This is a genomic window from Clavibacter michiganensis (assembly GCF_002151125.1).
GTDB lineage: Bacteria > Actinomycetota > Actinomycetes > Actinomycetales > Microbacteriaceae > Clavibacter > Clavibacter michiganensis_C.
The window spans coordinates 298,269-317,257 of sequence record NZ_MDJZ01000015.1; the positions used below are offsets into that span (position 1 = coordinate 298,269).

Consider the following 18,989-nt stretch of genomic DNA (forward strand, 5'->3'; position numbering starts at 1 on the left):
GCCCGCGCATGGCCAAGAAGAAGTCCCCGACCGGCGAGGTGAGCGTCCTCGGCGCCGTGACGACGGTCGCCCGCGAGGTCCGCAAGCACAGGACCGTCGCCGAGTCGGCACCCGAGGGCGAGGGCGCGAACATCCCGCCCGCGCCCAAGCGCAGCCCCGAGGAGCTCAAGCGCGACATCCAGGCCGGCCGCGACGAGCTCGCGCGCACCGTCCGCGAGCTCGAGACCGCGCTCGACGTGCCCGCCCGGGCCTCCGAGCTGAAGGCCGACGCCGCCGGACGCGCCCGCGCGATCCGCGACGACGTGACCTCCCGGGTCCGCACGACCGGCCGCGACCTCTCGCGCCGCACGCGCGCGTTCACCCGGAAGGACCCGGCCGTCGCCGCGTCGATCGGCGCGGGCGCCGTCGCCGTCGTCCTCGCGGTGGGCGCCGCCGTCGTCTCCGGCGGCCGACGCTGACCGCCTCGATCCGCTCCATCGCCACGGCGGTGCCGCCGACCGTCCTCGCGCAGGAGGGCGTCCGCGACCTCTTCGGCAGCCAGCCGGAGCTCGGGCGGCTCGGCACGCGGCTCGTGTCGGCGGCCTTCAACGCGTCCGGGATCCGCACGCGGCACACGGTCATCCGCGAGCTCGGCACCGCGCCCGGGATGGCGGGCGCCGACGCACCCGTCGACGACGCCGACGGCGAGCCGGTCTTCTACGACCGGGCGAGCGGGCGGATCCTCACCCCCGGCACCGGCGCGCGCAACGACACGTACATCGCCGAGGTCCCCGCCCTGCTGCTCGGCGCGGCGCGCCAGGCGGTCGAGGAGGCCGCCGGGATCGAGGCCTCCGACGTCACGCACGTGGTCACCGTCTCGTGCACGGGCTTCTACGCGCCCGGCCCCGACTACGCCGTCGTCCGCGGGCTCGGCCTCGGCGCCTCCACCCAGCGCTTCCACCTCGGCTTCATGGGCTGCTACGGCGCGTTCCCGGCGCTGCGGATGGCGTCGCAGTTCTGCGCCGCCGATCCGGATGCCGTCGTCCTCGTCGTCTGCGTCGAGCTGTGCTCGCTGCACCTGCACTCCTCGAACGACGCCGACACGATCGTCGCGTCGTCCGTCTTCGGGGACGGGGCCGCGGCCGCCGTCGTCACCGCGCGTCCCGCGCCCGCCGGATCCACCGTGCTCGACCTCGACGCGTTCGAGACCGTCCTCACGCCCGTGGGCGAGGACGACATGGCCTGGACCATCGGCGACCAGGGCTTCGACATGATCCTGTCGAGCTACGTGCCGAAGATCATCGACGAGCACATCACCGGCGCGCTCGAGCCGCTGTGGGCGCAGGTGCCCGCGCTCGCGGGCGTCGCCGCCGCGGAGATCGAGGACTGGGCGATCCATCCCGGCGGCCGCAGCATCCTCGACCGCGTGGAGGACCGGCTCGCCCTCGCGCCCGCGCAGCTCGAGGCCTCGCGGTCGACGCTCGCGGAGGTCGGGAACATGTCGAGCGCGACGGTGCTGTTCGTCCTCCGGCGGATCCTGCACGAGACGCCGCCCGCGGACGTGCCGGGTCGGCCCGATGTCGCGGACGCCGCCCCGGTCGCCGCCACCGGGCCCGGCGCGGGACGCGTGTGCGCCATGGCGTTCGGCCCCGGCCTCACGGTCGAGACGGCGCTCATGACGCAACGGACCGCCTGATGGACCTCGCGCGCCGCGACGCGGAGCTCACCGAGCTCATGGACGACCCGGACTGCGACCCCGCGGCGCTCGACCGCACCTACGCGCGGTTCCGGGTCGTCAACCGCATGGTCGCCGGGTGGCGCGGCGTCTACCGGTCGAGGATCCGGCCGCTGCTGTCCGCCGACCGGGAGACGACGCTGCTCGACATCGGCTCGGGCGGCGGCGACGTGCCGCTCGCCCTCGCGCGGTGGGCGAGGCGCGACGGCCTGCGGCTGCGGGTGACGGGCATCGACCCGGATCCCCGGGCGGCCGCCTACGCGCGCGCCCTGCCCCCGGACCCCGACGTCGCGTTCGTCCCCGCGTCGAGCGGCGAGCTCGTGGCCGACGGCCGGCGCTTCGACCTCGTCACCAGCAACCACGTGCTGCACCACCTCGACGACGCCGCGTTCGACGCCCTCCTCGCCGACTCGGCCGAGCTCGCGCCGCGCGCGTTCCACAGCGACATCGCGCGCGGCCGTCTCGCCTACGCGCTGTACGGCCCCGCGTCCCGGCTCGTGGCGCGCGGCTCCTTCGTGCACGTCGACGGGCTCCGGTCGATCCGCCGCAGCTGGACGCCCGTGGAGCTCGCCCTCCGCGTGCCCGCCGGCTGGCGCGTCGAGGGCGCCGTGCCGTTCCGTGTGCTCGTGGTGCGCGACCCGGCAGCGGGTCACGCGCATCCCGTGGGTCGCAGCGGCCGATGACCCGGCACGACGCGCTGGTGGTGGGCGGCGGGCCCGTCGGGATCCACCTGGCCGCGCTCCTCGCGCAGGCCGGCCTCGACGTGCGCGTGTGGGAGGCGCGGCCGACGCCCGCGCGGCTCTCGCGCGCCATCGGGATCCACGCACCGTCGCTGGACGCGTTCGACCGGCTCGGCGTCGCGGACGAGATGGTGGCGGAGGCGGTCCTCGTCCGCCGGGGCATCGCGCGGGGACCCCGCCGGGAGCTCGGCCGCGTCTCGTTCGCCGGGGTCTCGAGCACGCACCCCTACGTCGCGGCGCTGCCGCAGTGGCGCACGGAGGCGATCCTCGCCCGGCGCCTCGCGGACCTCGCGCCCGACGCGCTCCACCGCGGCGTGACGCTGACGGGGCTCGACGCGGATCCCGCCGGGACGACGGGGGGCGTCGTCCGCGCGACCGCACGGGACGCCGCGGGCGCGTCCGTCGAGGTGGCCGCGTCCGTGGTCGTCGGCGCGGACGGCACGCGCGGCGCCACGCGCGGGCTCCTCGGCATCGGCGTCGACGAGCGCCCGCTGCCCGACCGCTTCCTCATGGGCGACGCGCCCGACCGCACGGACGGCCGCGACGACGCCGTCATCACGCTGCACCCCGACGGCGTCGTCGAGTCGTTCCCGCTGCCCGGCGGCATGCGCCGCTTCGTCGTGGGGCTCCGCGCGGGGGAGGCCGACGGCGATCCGGCGACCGTCCTCTCGCGGGCCGTGGCGGAGCGCACCGGGCACGTCGTGTCCGCGGCGGAGCTGGATCCCGTCAGCGGCTTCGGCGTCCGCCGCCGCCTCGCGCGCCGCATGGTGTCCGGGCGTGCGGTGCTGATCGGCGACGCGGCCCACGAGATCAGCCCCATCGGCGGGCAGGGGATGAACCTCGGCTGGCTCGACGCGGACGCCCTCGCGCCGATCCTCGTCGACGCCGTCCGCGCCCGCGGCGGCGCACCCGATCCCGCGCGCCTCGCGCGCTGGGAGCGGGACCGCCTGCGGAGCGCGCGGCGCGCGGCGGTGCAGTCGGAGATCAACACGGCCCTCGGCCGTCCCGTCCGCGGCCTCACCCGGCTCGTCCGCGACGCGGGCCTGCGCGCCGTGCTCGCCTCGCCCGCCGCGGCCGGGCTCGCGTCCGTCTACGCCATGGGCCGGGACGCGGGCGCGCGCGTCAGGTGAGGCGCGTCGCGTTGAGCGCGACCTGGGCGACGAGCAGCAGCGACGCCGCCATGATCAGCTGGAACAGCAGGCGACCCGGCGGCCGGGTGACGACGCGCCAGGCGCCCCACGCGGCGATCGCCAGCGTCACGACGAGCCCGGCGACAGCGAGCGGCGTCACGGCGTGCGCAGGATCCGCGAGCACCGGCCCCGCCATCGCCACGACCGCGCCGAGCGCCAGCGCCCCGAACGCGACGAGGCCCGACGGCACGCGGCCGAGCCGGTGCGGCAGGCCGCGGACGCCCGTCCGGGCGTCGTCGTCGAGGTCGGGCAGCACGTTGGTGAAGTGGATGGAGACGCCGAGCACGGCGCCGGTCGCCATGGCCCACGCGGCTGCGGGCACGGGATCCGCGGCGCCGAGCGCGACCACCGTCGGCAGGATCCCGAAGGCCACGACGAACGGCACGACGCTGGCGGCGGTCCGCTTGAGCCCGGCGTTGTAGGCCCAGCCCGCGCCCACGAGCACGCCGTGCGCGAGGAGGAATGCGGGCCCGAGCGCGGCCGAGGCCAGGCCGCACGCCGCCGCCGTCCCGAGCGCCGCCGCCCGCACGAGCCCGACCGTGATCTCTCCGCGCGCGACGGGCTTGTCGGCGCGCGCGACGCTGCGGTCGCGCTCCGCGTCGATCCAGTCGTTGGAGAGCCCGATGGACAGCTGCCCGAGGAGCACGGCCAGCGCGACGGCGGCGACGCGCCCCGGACCGTAGCCCAGCGCGACCGCGAGTCCCGCGGCGAGCACCGTGACGGTGGCCGTCGGCCCCGGGTGCGAGGAGAGGGCGAGGAGCCGGAGCCTGCGGATCACGCGAGCGTCCGCCCGTAGCAGCGCGAGCCCTCGGAGTCGGCGTAGGCGCCGAAGCGGGGGATCTCCGCCCAGCCCTCGCGGGCGTAGAACCGCATCGCGTCGGGCTGCTCGGGTCCGGTCTCCAGCACCAGGTCGACCACGCCGAGACCGCGCGCCGTCTCCTCCAGGGCGCGGAGGAGCGCCGTCGCGACGCCCGTGCCACGGACGGCGGGCATCACGTACATGCGCTTCAGCTCGGCCCACGGCACGCCGTCGCGGTCGCCGAGCAGCCGGATCGCCCCGCAGCCGAGGGGAGCGCCCGACGCGTCGCGCGCCACGAGGAACGCGGCGACGTCGGCGGCGGTGGGCTTGGTGCCGGGCTCCGTGTCGCCGCCGTAGCGCAGGTCGAGCTCGGCGCGCTGGGCGGCGCGGAGGGCGACCGCCTCGTCGTCGTCCCACGCGACGGGGGAGATGGTGCAGTCCATGCCTCGATCCTGCCGCACGGGCGGGCGGCTCCCGACCGCTCCGATAGCCTGCCCGGATGAGGATCCGCCCCGCCGAGCCCCGCGACGTCGACGACCTGCTGCAGATCCGCAACGACGCGATCCTGCGCTCCACCGCCCTCTGGACGGAGGAGCCGGTCGACCGGGCCGAGCGCGAGGAGTGGTTCCGCACGACGACGGCGGCGGGTGACCCGATCCTCGTCGCCGAGGTCGACGGCGCGTTCGCGGGCTACGGCACGTACGGCCCGTGGCGTCGCATGTCCGGCTACCGCTTCTCCGTGGAGGACTCGGTCTACGTGCGCGACGACTTCCAGGGCCGGGGGGTCGGGCGCGCGCTCGTCGAGGCCCTCGTCGAGCACGCGCGGCAGGCCGGCAAGCGCGCGGTCTTCGCCGACATCGAGGCCGGCAACACGGGATCCATCCGCCTGCACGAGCGGCTCGGCTTCCGTCAGGTGGGCCTGCTGCCCGGCATCGGCTGGAAGTTCGGGCGGCCGCTCGACCTCGCGATCCTGCACCTGCCGCTGGTCGACGACGCGGCGGGGGAGCAGCGCGCAGGCGACGCCGCGGAGGGCGACCACGCGAGCTGATCCGCGGGGCGGACGGTCGAGAGGCCCGGCACGGGGCGCGGGAACGCCACGGGTGCCGGGCCTCTCCGGGGTTCGCGGTCCTTCGGGGGACGGGCGATCTCCGTGGGTCCGGGAGCCGTCCCATCCGGGGGGGGGTGGACGGACGTGCTCGTCGGGTTGCGAGCGCGAGGCCCAAGGGGGGGGGGGGGGTAAGGGCCGCGCGCTCATCGACGACTCTAGCCGGGTCCTCATTTGTGAGGACACCCGGGGATGGCCCCAGAAGGAGGGGGGGCGCCCACGGGAACGGGGTACGCGATGTCCGGCGGGTCAGTCCTGGGACTCGTCGAGCTCGCGTCCGCCGCCCGCGACCACGGCGTCGCGGAGCGCGTGGAACTGGTCGACCGTCAGGCCGTTGCGGAGGAGGTACGGCTCCACGCCGCCGCGGCCGGCCAGCGAGTGCAGCGCCTGGATGACGGGCGCGGGATCCCCGTCGACGGCGTGCTGCGCGGCGTCGCGGAGGTCGAACCCGCCGGCCACGAGCGCGAGGGCGGCGACGAGCGCGTCCGCGGTCGACGCGGTGCGGGCGTCGTAGGGCGCGGCGGGCGCGCCGGAGGCGAGGCGGTCGGCCGCCTCGGCGACGCGCTCGGTCAGGTGCGCGCCGTCCGCCACGAGGAGGGCGACGTAGGCGGACGCGGGCGCGCCGGCGGCCGGGGTCGTCGTCGTCGCGGATCCGCGGGTGCGGTCGGACGCCGGCGAGGCGGGGGCGGGTGAGGTCATGGCGGCGGCCCTTCGGTCGACGTGCGCGGTGCGGGTGGGTGCGATGCCGGATCCGGGGGCCGACGACGGGATGCGGGGCCCGGGCGGGCGACGCGCGATGGCGCACCGGGTCGACGCCGATCCGGGTACGTCGTCCGACCATCGCCCGGCCGGGTGAACGCGGGGTGTCCCGCGTGCCGCCGGGCGGCGAACGCGACCCGGCCGGGATCCGCCGCGGGGCTCGCGGCGATCGTCTACAAGTCGTAGAATCGTGCTGTCGCGATGGAGCCTCACCACCTGCACGATCCGCCCTCCACAGGAAGCGCATCCGGTCGCCATGACACCGCACCCCGTTCCCGCCGACCCCGACCTCGCCGCCCGCCACCTCGGCCGCCGCCACCTCGGCCGCTGCCAGAGCGGTCGCCCCGAGTGAACGACCTCCTCGACCCGCTCCTCCTCTCGCGCTGGCAGTTCGGACTCACGACCGTCTACCACTTCCTCTTCGTGCCGCTCACGATCGGCATGGCCTTCGTCTGCGCGCTCTACCAGACGGCGTGGGTGCGCACCGGCAAGCAGCACTACCTCCGGCTCACGCGGTTCTTCGGGAGGATCTTCCTCATCAACTTCGCGATGGGCACCGTCACCGGCATCGTGCAGGAGTTCCAGTTCGGCATGAACTGGTCCGAGTACTCCCGCTTCGTCGGCGACGTGTTCGGCGCCCCGCTCGCGCTGGAGGGCCTGCTCGCGTTCTTCCTGGAGGCGTCGTTCATCGGCGTCTGGATCTTCGGATGGGACAAGCTCCCGAAGAAGGTGCACCTGGCGTCGATCTGGGTCGTGTCCGTCGCCTCGATCCTGTCGGCGTACTTCATCCTCGCGGCGAACGCGTTCATGCAGAACCCCGTGGGCTACCGCATCGACGAGGAGCGCGGGCGCGCCGAGCTCACCGACATCTGGGCGCTGCTGACGAACAAGGTCGCCCTCGCCGCCTTCCCGCACACGATCTTCGCGGCCTTCATGTGCGCGGCCGCCGTGATCATCTCGGTCGCCGCCTGGCACCTGTCGCGCAACCAGCACCTCGAGACGATGATGCCGGCCATGCGGTTCGGCATGTGGTTCATGGTCGTCTCCGGCGCCCTCACCATCCTGTCGGGCGACCAGCTCGGCCTCGCGATGGTGCAGACGCAGCCCATGAAGATGGCGGCCGCCGAGGCCCACTACGACACCTCGTCCGGCGCCGCCGCCTCGTTCTCCCTCTTCACCTGGGGCACGCCGGACGGGTCGAGCGAGCTGTTCTCCATCCGGATCCCGTACCTGCTCTCCTTCCTCTCCACGCACACGCTCGACGGCACGGTCGAGGGGATCAACGACCTGCAGGCGCAGTACGTGGCGAGCTACGGCCCCGGCGACTACACGCCCACCATCTGGGTCACCTACTGGGCGTTCCGCTGGATGATCGGCTTCGGCATGGCCGCCATCGGCATCGCGGTCGCGGGCCTCTGGCTCACGCGCGGCGGCCGTCGCATCACGAAGCCGTGGATGTGGAAGGTCGCCATCTGGGCGGCCCCGCTGCCGCTGCTCGCGATGACGGTCGGCTGGATCTTCACGGAGATGGGCCGCCAGCCGTGGATCGTGTTCAGCCTCCTGCAGACGTCGTCCGCGGTGTCGCCGAACGTCACGGGGATCCAGGTGCTGCTCTCGCTCGTCGCGTTCACGCTCGTCTACGGGTCGCTCGCGGTGGTGGAGTTCCGCCTCATCCTGAAGGCCGCGCAGAAGGGCCCGGAGGACGAGCAGGAGCCGGACCCGGTCACGGGCGAGGTCGTCCGGGAAGCGAGCGTGTACTGATGGACCTCACGCTCATCTGGTTCGGCGTCATCGCCTTCCTCTTCGTCGGCTACTTCGTGCTCGACGGCTTCGACTTCGGCGTGGGCATGAGCCTGCCGTTCCTCGCCAAGGACGACACCGACCGCCGCGTGCTCATCAACACCATCGGCCCTGTGTGGGACCTCAACGAGACCTGGCTCATCGTCGCGGGCGCCGCCCTCTTCGCGGCGTTCCCCGAGTGGTACGCGACCATGTTCAGCGGGTTCTACCTGCTGCTGCTCGCGATCCTCATCACGCTGATCCTCCGCGGCGTCTCGTTCGAGTACCGGCACCAGGGGGCCTCGGACCGGTGGCGCGGCTGGTTCGACGCGATGATCGTCGTGGGCTCCGTCGTCCCGTCGTTCCTCTGGGGCGTCGTGTTCGCGAACGTCGTGCGCGGGGTGCCGATGTCGGCGGACCACGACTACACGGGATCCACGCTCGACCTGCTGAACCCGTACGCGCTCCTCGGCGGCCTCACGACGCTGTCGCTGTTCCTCGTCAACGGGCTGCAGTTCGCGGCGCTCAAGACCGACGGGCCGATCCGGGCCCGCGCCCGCCTGCTCTCGATGCGCGTCGGGGCCGTGACGATCGTGATCGCGGCGTCCTTCCTCGTGTGGACGACGCTCGCGCACGGCTCGGCGCTGTCGGGTCTCGTCTCCGCCCTCGCGGCGGTCGCCCTCGTCGGCTCCTACCTCGCGAACGTGCGCGGTCGCGAGCGCTGGGCGTTCGGGCTGCTCGCGGCGACCATCGCGCTCGCCGTCGCGAGCCTGTTCACGGCCCTGCACCCGTACGTGATGCCCGCGTCGAACGACCCCGCGAACGGCCTCACGCTGGAGAACGCGTCGTCGTCGCCGTACACGCTCACGATCATGACGTGGGCCGCGGGCTTCGCGCTGCCGCTGATCCTCGCCTACCAGGCGTGGACGTACTGGGTGTTCCGGAAGCGCATCACGCGCGCCGTCATCGCCCAGGCCGCGCACTAGGGGCGCCGTGAAGCCCCTGGATCCGCGGCTGCTGCGGCACTCCGCGTCCGCCCGCGCGATGCTCGCCGTGGGCGCCGTGGTCGGCGTCGTGCAGACGGTCGCGCTCGTCGCCTTCTGCTGGTCCCTCACGCAGCTCGTCGTGCGCGCGATCGGCGGGGCCGACCCGGCGGAGCTCGGGCCCGTGCTCGCGCTCGCCGTCGGGTCCGCGGTCGTCCGCGGCGCGTCCGCCTGGCTGCTCGACGTGGTCGGCGCGCGCGGCGCCGCGCAGGTCACGGCGGAGCTTCGCCGTCGAGCGCTCCGGGCGATCGCCGACCTCGGGCCCGCGTGGACGGCCGGTCGCAGCCGCGGGCGGCTCGCGACGATCGTGGGCCCCGGCCTCGACGCACTCGACCCGTACTTCGCGCGCTACGTGCCTCAGCTGATCCTCACGGCGCTCGCCACCCCGATCGTGGTGGCGGTGCTCCTCGTCGCCGACCCGCTCACGGGCGTGACCGTCCTCGCGACGCTGCCCGTGATCCCCGTCTTCATGGTGCTCGTCGGCTGGGCGACGCAGGAGGTGCAGCGGCGGCAGTGGTCGCGCCTCACGGAGCTCGCGTCGGGCTTCCTCGACGTGGTCGACGGCCTGTCGACGCTCCTGGTGTTCGGGCGCGCCCGGCGGCAGACGGCCAGGATCCGCCGCGTCACCGAGGAGTACCGCGTCGAGACCATGCGCGTCCTCCGGATCTCCTTCCTCTCGGGCTTCGTGCTGGAGCTCGCCGCGTCGCTGTCGGTCGCGCTCGTGGCCGTGTCGGTGGGCGTGCGGCTCATCGGCGGGCAGCTCGACCTCGAGGTCGGCCTGTTCGTGCTGCTGCTCGCACCCGAGGCGTTCCTGCCCATCCGCCAGGTGGGCGTGCAGTTCCACGCGGCCGCCGAGGGGGTCGCCGCCTCCGACGACGTGCTCGGCATCCTCGAGGGGGAGCGGGCGAGCCGCGCCACGCGCACCGTCCGGGGAGCGACGGCGGCGGCAGCCGGCGATGCGGCGGACGGGCCGGATGGCGGCGCGGCGGACGGGCGGGCGGATCCGGCGGGCGACGCGCTCGTCATCCGCGACCTCGCCGTCACGCGCGGCGACCGCCCCGTGCTGGCCGGCCTCTCGGCGCGGTTCCCGCGCGGACGCGTCACGGCCGTCACGGGCCCGAGCGGCGTCGGCAAGACGTCGCTCATGGCGGCGCTCCTCGGGCAGCTGCCCGCGCACGGCGCCGTCGGCTGGGTCGGGGACGGCGCCGCCGCGTCCGTGCCGCGCCCCCCGCTCACGACCGAGATCGCGTGGGCGGGACAGCGGCCGGGGCTGGTCGCGGGCACCGTGCGCGAGAACGTGGCGCTCGGCGTCGCGGATCCCGACGAGGCGCTCATCCGGCGGGCCCTCGCGCTCGCCGCGGCCGACGGGATCGACCCCGACCTCGTGCTCGGCGTCGGCGGGCAGGGGCTCTCCGGCGGGCAGGCGCAGCGGGTCGCCGTCGCGCGCGCCGTGCACCGCGCGCTCGCGCTCGACTGCCCGCTCGTGCTGCTCGACGAGCCGAGCTCGGCGCTCGACGCGGCGTCGGAGGATCGGCTCGCCGCGGGGATCCGCGCGCTCGCCGACCAGGGGAGGGCGGTCGTGGTCGTCACCCACCGCGGCGCCCTGGTGCGCGCCGCCGACGCGGAGCTCCGACTGGGCGGCGGATCCGGCCACGCCTCCGCGGGCGCCGGGTCGCCCGGCGCCGCTGCCGGCGCCGCTGCCGCGCGCATCGTCCCCGCGCCCGCCTGGCACGCGCAGGTGGCGCCGTGAACCGCGACGACGTCCTCCGGCTCGCGCAGCCACCCGTGCGCCGCGCGCTGCCCGGGCTCCTCGCGGGGCTCGCGAGCGCGGTCGGCGCGGTGGCGCTCCTCGCGACGTCGGCCTGGCTCATCACGCGGGCGTCCGAGCAGCCGCCCATCCTCTTCCTCGGCATGGCGATCGTCGGCGTCCGGGCGTTCGCGCTCGGGCGCGCCGCGTTCCGCTACGTCGAGCGCATCACGAACCACGACGCGGCCTTCCGCGCGCTGGCGACCCTGCGCGTGGGCGTGTTCGAGCGGATCCTCCCGTTCGCGCCCGCCGGCCTCCGCGACACGCGCCGCGGCGACCTCCTCACCCGGCTCGTCGGCGACGTCGACCGCCTCCAGGACCTCCCGCTGCGCGTCGTGCAGCCGCTCGCGGTCTCGGTGCTCGTGCAGGCGGCGAGCATCGCGGTCGTGTGGGCGGTGCTGCCGGCAGCGGGAATGGCGCTCCTCGTCGTGCTCGCGGCCTCGCTCGCCGTCGGCGTCGGCGCCACCACGGCGCTCGCCGGGCGCGCCGAGACGCGGATCGCGCCGCTGCGCGCCCGGCTGCAGGACCTCGTGCTCGACCTCGTCGGCGGGCTCGACGTGCTGACCGCGTTCGGGGCGGTGGACGCGCGCCTCGCCGCGATCGACCGGGCGGCCGACGACCTCCGGCGCGCGGAGCTCCGGAGCGCCGCCGCGGCGGGCGTCACGACGGGCGTGGTGCTCGCGGGCACGGGCGCGGTCGCCGCCTGGACCGTGCTGCAGGGCGTGCCGGGCCTCGCGTCCGGGACGCTGGATCCCGCCTGGCTCGCGCTGGCCGCGCTCGTCCCGCTCGCGCTCGTCGAGCAGGCGGCGGCCGTGCCGCTCGCGGTGCAGGCGTGGCGGCGCGTGCGCACGAGCGCGGAGCGCGTGGCGGGGGTCGTCCCGGAGACGGTGCCGGGGGAGATCCCGCGGGAGCAGGTCGGATCCGCAGCGGACGCCGTCCCCCTCGTTCCCGCCTCGGGCACGACGCTCGAGGTCCGCGGCCTCGTCACGCGCTGGCCGGGCGCCGGGCGCGACGCCCTCGCGCCGGTGTCGCTCGTGGTGCGGCCGGGGGAGACGGTCGTCGTGCGCGGCCCGAGCGGATCCGGGAAGTCGTCGCTCGCCGCGGCCCTCGTCCGGTTCCTCGAGTCGCGCGGCGCCTTCGAGCTCGACGGCCGGGACGCCCGGGCGATGGCCCCGTCGGCCGTGCGGCGGATCGTCGGCCTGTGCGAGCAAGCGCCGCACCTCTTCGACGCGAGCATCCGGCAGAACCTGCTCTTCGCGCGGGAGGACGCGACCGACGACGAGCTCGTCGCCGTGCTCGCGCGCGTGGGCCTCGCGGGGTGGACGAGCGAGCGCGGCGGCCTCGACGCGCGCGTCGGCGACCGCGGCGGGCTCGTCTCGGGCGGCCAGGCGCAGCGCATCGCCCTCGCCCGGGCGTTGCTCGCCGACTTCCCGGTGCTCGTCCTCGACGAGCCGACGGCCGACGTGGACCCCGACCGCGCTCGTGCCGTGCTGCGCGACGTCCTCACCGCCGCCCGGGACCGCGGCCGCGGCGTGCTGCTGCTCACGCACACGGACGTGCCGGAGGACCTCGTCGACCGGACGGTGACGCTCGCGCCCACCGCGTGATCCGGGCGCGCGGGTGAGCGCGTCCGGGATCGGTGGTCAGCCCGCGGGCAGCTCGCGGCGCAGCGCGTCCAGCCGCGTGCGCCACGCGCGCACCCGGCCGGGCTCGGCCGCGGTGGCCGGCCCGTCGATCCAGCCGCGGACCAGGCGGATCCCGTGCAGCGCGCTGACCGCCCACACCTCGCGGCCGTCGAGGTCGGCCGGACGCGCGCGCTCGTGCAGCACGTCGACGCCGAGGGCGGTGGCCAGCGCGACGATGCTGCGCTCGGTGACGCTCGGGATCCGCGGCACGTCGCCCTCCACCACCGCGAGGGCGTCGCCGTGCCACCACAGGATCGCGCTGTACGCGCCCTCCACGATCGTGCCGTCGTCGTCGAGGATCACCGCCTCGCCCGCGCCGTGCCGCGCGGCCCGGCTGCGCAGGGCGCCGAGCGCGTGCAGGTCCGGGCCCTTGACGCGCGGCATCGTGCGCGGATCCGGCCCGTCGTGGTCGCGGAGCACGACGGACGCCGTGCGCTCCGGCGCGGGACGGACGAGCAGGCGCGCGACGTCGCCGTCGGGCCCGCGGAGCGCCTCCACGCGCGGGAACCACGCGCCGTCGCGGGGGAGGGCCGCGACCGCGGCGTCCAGGAAGGCGGCGGGATCCGGGACGGCGGCCGACTGCAGGCGCAGCGACGCGAGGAACCGCTGGCGGTGGACGTCGAGCGCCAGCACGCGGCCCTCGTCCACCAGGAACGAGTCGGCGGCGAGCACCCGGTGGCCGGCGGGCCGCGTCTCCTCGGCGCCTCCACCGGCGGGATCCGCGGCCCCCGGCGCCCAGCCCGCCCCGGTCCACCGGAGGATCGTCTCGGAACTCATACCCTTGAGGCTAGGCGGCCGCCGGGTGCGCTCACGACACCGGGAGGCCGAGCATGCACCAGCACGACGCGCGCGCGGCGAGGCCCGTCGTCGGCCGACGGCTGGCTCGCTGGTGCGACCCGCAGGACGTCTTCCTCGCGCTCTTCGCGGCCGAGTCGGCCGGCGACGTCGCCTGGCTCGACGACTCCGCGGGCGAGGGCTGGAGCTACCTCGCCGCGTCCGCCGGCACCGTCACCGAGTGGCCCCGGGGCGTGTTCTCGGGGCTGGCCGATCTGCTGCCCGCAGACGCGGCCGGCGGGACCGCCGCGCCGCCCACCGCACCCGACGACGCCCTCCCTGACGGCGTCGCGTTCCGGCTGGGGCTCATCGCCTGGATCCCGCACGACGCCTGGACCGAGACCGTCCCGCTGCACCATGCGCCGCCCTCCGCGTCCCCGCACGCCGCGGACTCCGTCCCGGCTGCCGCCCTTCGGGTGGACCGCCTCCTCGCCTTCGACCACGCGGCGGGCGAGGTCTGGGCCGTGGCCCGCGCGGGGGATCCGTGGCCGAACGCCGTCGACGGGGAGCTCGCCCGTGTCGTCCCGCCCGGCGCGGCTCCCGTGCCGCACGACAGCTGCGACGACTGCGACGACGACGCTCCCTCCGCCGTCCCCGCCTGGCGCCACGACGATGCCGCGTACCTCGACCTCATCCGCTCCTGCCAGGAGTCCATCCGCCGCGGCGACGCGTACCAGCTGTGCCTCACGAACAGCGCGGCCGTCCCCGGTGTCGTCGACCCGGTGCGCGTGCACCTGGCGCTCCGCGCGCTGAGCCCGACCCACCACGGCGCCTTCCTGCGCGCGGGTGGAACGGTGCTCGTCAGCGCGTCGCCCGAGCGGTTCGTCGAGGTCGACGCGCACCGCACCCTCCGCACCCTGCCGATCAAGGGCACGCGCCCCCGGCACCCGGACCCGGCCGCCGACGCGCGGGCCCGCGCCGAGCTCCTCGCGAGCGAGAAGGAGCGCGCGGAGAACGTCATGATCGTCGACCTCATGCGCAACGACCTCAGCCGCGTGTGCGTGCTGGGGACCGTCCGCGTCACCAGCCTCTTCGCCGTGGAGGCGTACGCGCAGGTGCACCAGCTCGTGAGCCGCGTCGAGGGCGAGCTCGCCCCGGGCGTCTCGGCCGTCGACGCCGTGCGGGCCCTGTTCCCGGCCGGATCCATGACGGGCGCCCCGAAGTCCGCGGCCGTCGGCATCCTGACCGCGCTCGAACGGGGGGCGCGCGGCGTCTACGCGGGCGCCTTCGGCTGGCTCGGCGACGACGGCCGCGCCGACCTCGCCATGGTGATCCGCTCGGTCGTCGTCACGGACGGTCGCGCCACGGTCGGCGCGGGCGGCGGGATCACCGCGCTGTCCGTCCCCGAGGAGGAGCTCGAGGAGGTGCGCGTGAAGGCCGCGCCGCTCCTCGCCGCGGTGCGCGCGGGTCGCGTGCCGTCGTCGCGACGCCGCGCCGACGCGTCGCGCCCGCCCCTCCCCGGCGCGGCCGGACCGGCCTGATCCCGGCCACTCCCGCGGGTTCCGGAGCGACCCGGCGCGTTCACTAGTCTTGTCGAGGCCTTGACGGCCGCGACCCCCCGCATCGAATCGAGAGCGCCCTTGGCACACGAGACCCCCGACACCCCCGGCGACACCTACGACTTCCGCGCCATCGAGGCCGAGTGGTCCGAGGTGTGGGAGCGCGAGCAGCCGTTCCGCACGCCCGACGCGAGCGACAGCCGCCCCCGCAAGTACATCCTCGACATGTTCCCGTACCCCTCCGGCGACCTCCACATGGGTCACGCCGAGGCGTTCGCGCTCGGCGACGCGGTCGCGCGCTACTGGCGCCAGCAGGGCTTCAACGTCCTCCACCCCATCGGCTGGGACTCCTTCGGCCTGCCCGCGGAGAACGCGGCCATCAAGCGCGGCGTCGACCCGCGCGAGTGGACCTACGCGAACATCGACACGCAGAAGCAGTCGATGAAGCGCTACGGCCTCTCCTTCGACTGGGAGCGCGAGCTCCACACGAGCGACCCCGAGTACTACACGTGGAACCAGTGGCTGTTCCTTAAGATGCACGAGAAGGGCCTCGCCTACCGCAAGGACAGCTGGGTCAACTGGGATCCGGTGGACCAGACGGTGCTCGCCAACGAGCAGGTGCTGCCCGACGGCACGTCCGACCGCTCCGGCGCCGTGGTCGTCAAGAAGAAGCTCACGCAGTGGTACCTGCGCATCACCGACTACGCCGACCGCCTCATCGACGACCTCAACCAGCTCGAGGGCACGTGGCCGGCCAAGGTCCTCAGCATGCAGCGCAACTGGATCGGCCGCTCGATCGGCGCGGAGGTCGACTTCGTCGTCGAGGGCCGCGGCGAGCCCGTCACGGTCTTCACCACGCGCCCGGACACGCTGCACGGTGCCACCTTCATGGTCGTCGCGCCCGACAGCGACCTCGCGGCGGAGCTCGTCGAGGGCGCGTCGGAGGAGGTCCGCGCGGACTTCCGCGGCTACCTCGAGCGCACCCAGCGCCTCAACGAGATCGAGCGCTCCACGACCGACCGCCCGAAGACCGGCATCCCGCTCGGCCGCACGGCCGTCAACCCGGTCAACGGCGAGCGGATCCCCGTCTGGGCCGCCGACTACGTGCTCGCCGACTACGGCACCGGCGCCGTCATGGCCGTGCCCGCGCACGACCAGCGCGACCTCGACTTCGCGCGCGCGTTCGACCTTCCCGTGCGCGTGGTAGTCGACACCACGCAGCCGGTCACGGGCGCCATCCGCATCATCCCCGAGGACGGCGAGCTGCCGGACCTCGAGGAGGTGCTGCCCGGTCGCACGGGCGTCGCGCTCCCCGGCGAGGGACGCCTCATCAACTCCGGCCCGCTCAACGGCCTGAGCAAGCAGCCGGCCATCAAGCGCGTCATCGAGCAGCTGGAGGCGGAGGGCCGCGGCCGCGCCGCGAAGAGCTACCGCCTGCGCGACTGGCTCATCTCGCGCCAGCGGTTCTGGGGCACGCCCATCCCCATCGTCTACGACGCCGAGGGCACCGAGATCCGCGTGCCCGAGGACCAGCTGCCCGTGCGCCTGCCGGACACGGCGGGCCTCGACCTCACGCCGAAGGGCAAGTCGCCGCTCGCCGCCGCCACCGAGTGGTCGAACGTGCCGAGCCCCGTGGACGGCAGCCCGGCCACGCGCGACCCCGACACCATGGACACGTTCATGGACAGCTCCTGGTACTGGCTGCGCTTCCTGTCGCCGAACGACGCCACCAAGGCCTTCGACCCGGCGGACGCCGACCGCTGGGCGCCGGTGGATCAGTACGTGGGCGGCGTGGAGCACGCGATCCTGCACCTGCTGTACTCGCGCTTCATCACCAAGGTCCTGTTCGACCTCGGCTACGTCACGTTCACGGAGCCGTTCAGCGCGCTGCTCAACCAGGGCATGGTGCTCTCCGGCGGCAGCAAGATGTCGAAGAGCAAGGGCGGCGTCGACCTCGGCTCCGAGATCGACCGCCACGGCGTCGACGCGATCCGCCTGACGATGGCGTTCGCCGGACCGCCCGAGGACGACATCGACTGGGAGGACGTCTCCCCGTCGGGATCCGCGAAGTTCCTGGCGCGTGCCTGGCGGCTCACGGGCGACATCACGAGCGCCCCCGAGGTCGAGTGGAAGAGCGGGAACGAGGCGCTACGCCGCGTCACCCACCGCTTCCTCGCGGAGGCGCCCGGGATGCTCGAGGCGTTCAAGTTCAACGTGGTGATCGCGCGCACGATGGAGCTCGTCAACGCCATCCGCAAGACCATCGACCAGGGTCCGGGCGGCGGGGACGCGGCCGTGCGCGAGGCGACCGAGGTCGTCGCCGTCGCGCTCAGCCTGTTCGCGCCGTACACGGCAGAGGACATGTGGAAGCGCCTCGGCCGCGAGGGCTCCGTGGCCTTCGCGGGCTGGCGCAAGGCCGACCGCAACCTGCTCGTCGTGAACACGGTCACGGCGGTGGTGCAGGTCGACGGCAAGGTGCGCGACAAGCTCGAGGTCGACGCCAAGATCGGGGCCGACGAGCTCGAGGCCCTCGCCCGCGAGACCGCGGGCGTCAAGCGCTCGACGGCAGGTCGCACGATCGACAAGGTCATCGTGCGCGCGCCCAAGATCGTGAGCATCACCACCACGCCCGCTCCCTGACGGGCGGTCCGCGCAGACGGCGCGGCGACACGAGGGCGGTCCGGCGACGGGCCGCCCTCGCTCCATCCCAGGGCGCATCGGCGACGGCGATCCCCAGACCTCGTGCCCGTGGCCGCTCGCCGCGAGCCGCCGCCTACCGTGCCCGCATGCACCCTCCCCGCCGCCGCCCTCCCGGACCGGATCCCGCCGAGCAGGATGCGCGGTCGGGCAGCGACCGGCGTCCCGACGCGGCATGGCCCTCGGACGCCGTGCCGACCTCGCCCGGGGACGGGTGGGAGTACGCGACGGGGGGCGGCGGTCCGGGGGCGGTCGACCGCGACGACCGCGACGACCGCGACGACCGCGACGATCCCGGCGATCCCGACCTCGCGCATCCGCCCGACGACCCCTGGTCCGGCGTGCCGCCGGACGAGGAGGAGCCCTCCGCGGGCGGGGGTCGGCGGCCCGGAGTCGACGGTCCGAGCACCCGTCCCTCCCTCCCCGGGCGACGGGTGCGCGTCCGTCTCCGTGTCGGCATCGGAGCGGCGGTCGTGCTCGTCGGCGCGGCCCTCGTGGTCGCCATCCTCGTCACCGCCGTGCAGTCGGCGGGCGGGACCCCGCCGACGGCGTCCACCGACGTGCGGTCGAGCACGGCGGCGCGCACGAGCACGGACGGGGACGCGGGGACCGGGGCCGGGCGTGCGGACGCCGACGGGGATCCGGCGGGAGCGGGCGCGGGAGCGGGAGCGGGAGCGGGGGCGGACGGCGGGGGCGACGCGACCGATGCGAGCGCCGGGGGAGCGGGATCCGCCGCCGGCGCGCGGAAGCCCATCTACGTGCACGTCGTCGGGGCGGTCGTCTCGCCGGGCCTGTTCCCCCTGGCCCCGGGGAGCCGGGTCGTCGACGCCCTCGCCGCCGCGCACGGCTTCGCCGACGGTGCCGACACCGCGGGCGTGAACCTGGCGCGCGTGCTCTCCGACGGCGAGCAGCTCGTGGTCCCGCGGCAGGGGGAGGCGCCGGCCGCGCCCGCCCCGTCGGGGGCCGCGGTTCCCGGCGGGAGCGCGAGCCCGTCGGCGCCGGTGGACCTCAACACGGCGACGGCCGAGCAGCTGGAGACGCTCCCGCGCGTCGGACCGTCCCTGGCCGCGCGGATCATCGCCTGGCGCTCGGCGCACGGCCGCTTCGCGCGGGTCGCGGACCTCGGGAGGGTGCCGGGCATCGGCGACCGCACGCTCGCCTCGCTCACGCCGCTGGTGCGGGTGTGACGCCGCCGCCGGGGCCCGGCGGCGGCCCGGCTCGGTCGACGCGGCGGGGGTGGGGTGGAGCCGCGTCGCAGGTCGATCTCCGGCTGGCGATCCCGGCAGCCGTCGGCTGGGCGACGACGGCGGTCGGGATCGGCGTGCGCGGTGCGTCCGC

The 18,989-nt window shown here is 75.5% G+C and carries 16 protein-coding genes; 12 read left to right on the forward strand and 4 right to left on the reverse strand.

The features are described from left to right. The first annotated feature begins 8 nt into the window (after positions 1 to 8). From BFL37_RS09200 to BFL37_RS09215, 4 genes are read left to right on the forward strand one after another with little or no spacing between them, the layout of a single operon-like run. The gene (locus tag BFL37_RS09200) at positions 9 to 458 is read left to right on the forward strand and encodes a DUF3618 domain-containing protein (RefSeq protein WP_241533936.1); all 450 of its coding nucleotides are present in this window, start codon (positions 9 to 11) and stop codon (positions 456 to 458) included. Beyond that, on the forward strand, positions 455 to 1,675 hold the full coding sequence (locus tag BFL37_RS09205; protein ID WP_086514868.1) for a type III polyketide synthase: 1,221 nt from the start codon (positions 455 to 457) through the stop codon (positions 1,673 to 1,675). The genes BFL37_RS09200 and BFL37_RS09205 overlap by 4 nt, the downstream gene beginning before the upstream one ends. Continuing rightward, positions 1,675 to 2,397: a class I SAM-dependent methyltransferase gene (locus tag BFL37_RS09210; protein ID WP_086514811.1), complete on the forward strand. Its 723-nt coding sequence runs from the start codon at positions 1,675 to 1,677 to the stop codon at positions 2,395 to 2,397. Before BFL37_RS09205 ends, BFL37_RS09210 begins: the two co-directional genes overlap by 1 nt. Further along, complete coding sequence (locus BFL37_RS09215) at positions 2,394 to 3,584, forward strand: FAD-dependent oxidoreductase (protein ID WP_086514812.1); 1,191 nt, start codon at positions 2,394 to 2,396, stop codon at positions 3,582 to 3,584. Before BFL37_RS09210 ends, BFL37_RS09215 begins: the two co-directional genes overlap by 4 nt. Here BFL37_RS09215 and BFL37_RS09220 read toward each other — a convergent pair. Further along, complete coding sequence (locus BFL37_RS09220) at positions 3,577 to 4,422, reverse strand: UbiA family prenyltransferase (RefSeq protein ID WP_086514813.1); 846 nt, start codon at positions 4,420 to 4,422, stop codon at positions 3,577 to 3,579. The genes BFL37_RS09215 and BFL37_RS09220 overlap by 8 nt on opposite strands. Further along, positions 4,419 to 4,886, reverse strand: coding sequence for a GNAT family N-acetyltransferase (locus tag BFL37_RS09225; protein ID WP_086514814.1), 468 nt, complete (start codon positions 4,884 to 4,886; stop codon positions 4,419 to 4,421). Before BFL37_RS09225 ends, BFL37_RS09220 begins: the two co-directional genes overlap by 4 nt. A gap of 56 nt (positions 4,887 to 4,942) precedes the next feature. Between BFL37_RS09225 and BFL37_RS09230 the strand changes: the two genes are divergently transcribed. Beyond that, positions 4,943 to 5,491 carry a GNAT family N-acetyltransferase gene (locus tag BFL37_RS09230; RefSeq protein WP_086514815.1) on the forward strand — a complete coding sequence of 183 codons (549 nt, stop codon included), beginning with the start codon at positions 4,943 to 4,945 and terminating at the stop codon, positions 5,489 to 5,491. 306 nt (positions 5,492 to 5,797) lie between these two features. Here BFL37_RS09230 and BFL37_RS09235 read toward each other — a convergent pair whose 3' ends face one another. Further along, the gene (locus BFL37_RS09235; RefSeq protein WP_086514816.1) at positions 5,798 to 6,247 is read right to left on the reverse strand and encodes a hypothetical protein; all 450 of its coding nucleotides are present in this window, start codon (positions 6,245 to 6,247) and stop codon (positions 5,798 to 5,800) included. 408 nt (positions 6,248 to 6,655) lie between these two features. Between BFL37_RS09235 and BFL37_RS09240 the strand changes: the two genes are divergently transcribed. Genes BFL37_RS09240 through cydC form a run of 4 tightly spaced genes read left to right on the forward strand, consistent with a single transcriptional unit; the run spans position 6,656 to position 12,543 of the window. Continuing rightward, complete coding sequence (locus BFL37_RS09240; RefSeq protein ID WP_086514817.1) at positions 6,656 to 8,068, forward strand: cytochrome ubiquinol oxidase subunit I; 1,413 nt, start codon at positions 6,656 to 6,658, stop codon at positions 8,066 to 8,068. Further along, a complete protein-coding gene (gene cydB / locus BFL37_RS09245) occupies positions 8,068 to 9,072 on the forward strand; it encodes a cytochrome d ubiquinol oxidase subunit II (protein ID WP_086514818.1) in 1,005 nt (334 codons plus the stop codon). The genes BFL37_RS09240 and cydB overlap by 1 nt, the downstream gene beginning before the upstream one ends. A 7-nt stretch (positions 9,073 to 9,079) precedes the next feature. Beyond that, the gene (gene cydD / locus BFL37_RS09250; RefSeq protein WP_086514819.1) at positions 9,080 to 10,879 is read left to right on the forward strand and encodes a thiol reductant ABC exporter subunit CydD; all 1,800 of its coding nucleotides are present in this window, start codon (positions 9,080 to 9,082) and stop codon (positions 10,877 to 10,879) included. Continuing rightward, positions 10,876 to 12,543, forward strand: a complete 1,668-nt coding sequence (cydC, locus tag BFL37_RS09255; RefSeq protein WP_086514820.1) for a thiol reductant ABC exporter subunit CydC — start codon at positions 10,876 to 10,878, stop codon at positions 12,541 to 12,543. The genes cydD and cydC overlap by 4 nt, the downstream gene beginning before the upstream one ends. A 36-nt stretch (positions 12,544 to 12,579) precedes the next feature. Here cydC and BFL37_RS09260 read toward each other — a convergent pair whose 3' ends face one another. Beyond that, entirely contained in the window at positions 12,580 to 13,398 is an 819-nt protein-coding gene (locus BFL37_RS09260) for an aminotransferase class IV (protein WP_086514821.1), read from the reverse strand. A 53-nt stretch (positions 13,399 to 13,451) separates the two neighbouring features. Here BFL37_RS09260 and BFL37_RS09265 point away from each other — a divergent pair, with 53 nt between their 5' ends. From BFL37_RS09265 to BFL37_RS09275, 3 genes are all read left to right on the forward strand, one after another. Then, positions 13,452 to 14,936 carry an anthranilate synthase component I family protein gene (locus tag BFL37_RS09265; RefSeq protein ID WP_086514822.1) on the forward strand — a complete coding sequence of 495 codons (1,485 nt, stop codon included), beginning with the start codon at positions 13,452 to 13,454 and terminating at the stop codon, positions 14,934 to 14,936. A gap of 99 nt (positions 14,937 to 15,035) precedes the next feature. Then, the gene (gene leuS / locus BFL37_RS09270) at positions 15,036 to 17,594 is read left to right on the forward strand and encodes a leucine--tRNA ligase (RefSeq protein WP_086514823.1); all 2,559 of its coding nucleotides are present in this window, start codon (positions 15,036 to 15,038) and stop codon (positions 17,592 to 17,594) included. Positions 17,595 to 17,740: 146 nt separating this feature from the next. Further along, positions 17,741 to 18,838: a helix-hairpin-helix domain-containing protein gene (locus tag BFL37_RS09275; protein WP_241533931.1), complete on the forward strand. Its 1,098-nt coding sequence runs from the start codon at positions 17,741 to 17,743 to the stop codon at positions 18,836 to 18,838. Positions 18,839 to 18,989 lie beyond the last annotated feature (151 nt).

What these genes read in the sequence shown, in the direction of transcription:
- BFL37_RS09200 (WP_241533936.1), top strand. Translation starts at nt 9, where the DNA reads ATGGCCAAGAAGAAGTCCCCGACCGGCGAGGTGAGCGTCCTCGGCGCC.
- BFL37_RS09230 (WP_086514815.1), top strand. Translation starts at nt 4,943, where the DNA reads ATGAGGATCCGCCCCGCCGAGCCCCGCGACGTCGACGACCTGCTGCAG.
- BFL37_RS09210 (WP_086514811.1), top strand. Translation starts at nt 1,675, where the DNA reads ATGGACCTCGCGCGCCGCGACGCGGAGCTCACCGAGCTCATGGACGAC.
- BFL37_RS09265 (WP_086514822.1), top strand. Translation starts at nt 13,452, where the DNA reads ATGCACCAGCACGACGCGCGCGCGGCGAGGCCCGTCGTCGGCCGACGG.
- BFL37_RS09225 (WP_086514814.1), bottom strand. Translation starts at nt 4,886, where the DNA reads ATGGACTGCACCATCTCCCCCGTCGCGTGGGACGACGACGAGGCGGTC.
- BFL37_RS09215 (WP_086514812.1), top strand. Translation starts at nt 2,394, where the DNA reads ATGACCCGGCACGACGCGCTGGTGGTGGGCGGCGGGCCCGTCGGGATC.
- cydB (WP_086514818.1), top strand. Translation starts at nt 8,068, where the DNA reads ATGGACCTCACGCTCATCTGGTTCGGCGTCATCGCCTTCCTCTTCGTC.
- BFL37_RS09260 (WP_086514821.1), bottom strand. Translation starts at nt 13,398, where the DNA reads ATGAGTTCCGAGACGATCCTCCGGTGGACCGGGGCGGGCTGGGCGCCG.
- BFL37_RS09275 (WP_241533931.1), top strand. Translation starts at nt 17,741, where the DNA reads ATGCACCCTCCCCGCCGCCGCCCTCCCGGACCGGATCCCGCCGAGCAG.
- BFL37_RS09235 (WP_086514816.1), bottom strand. Translation starts at nt 6,247, where the DNA reads ATGACCTCACCCGCCCCCGCCTCGCCGGCGTCCGACCGCACCCGCGGA.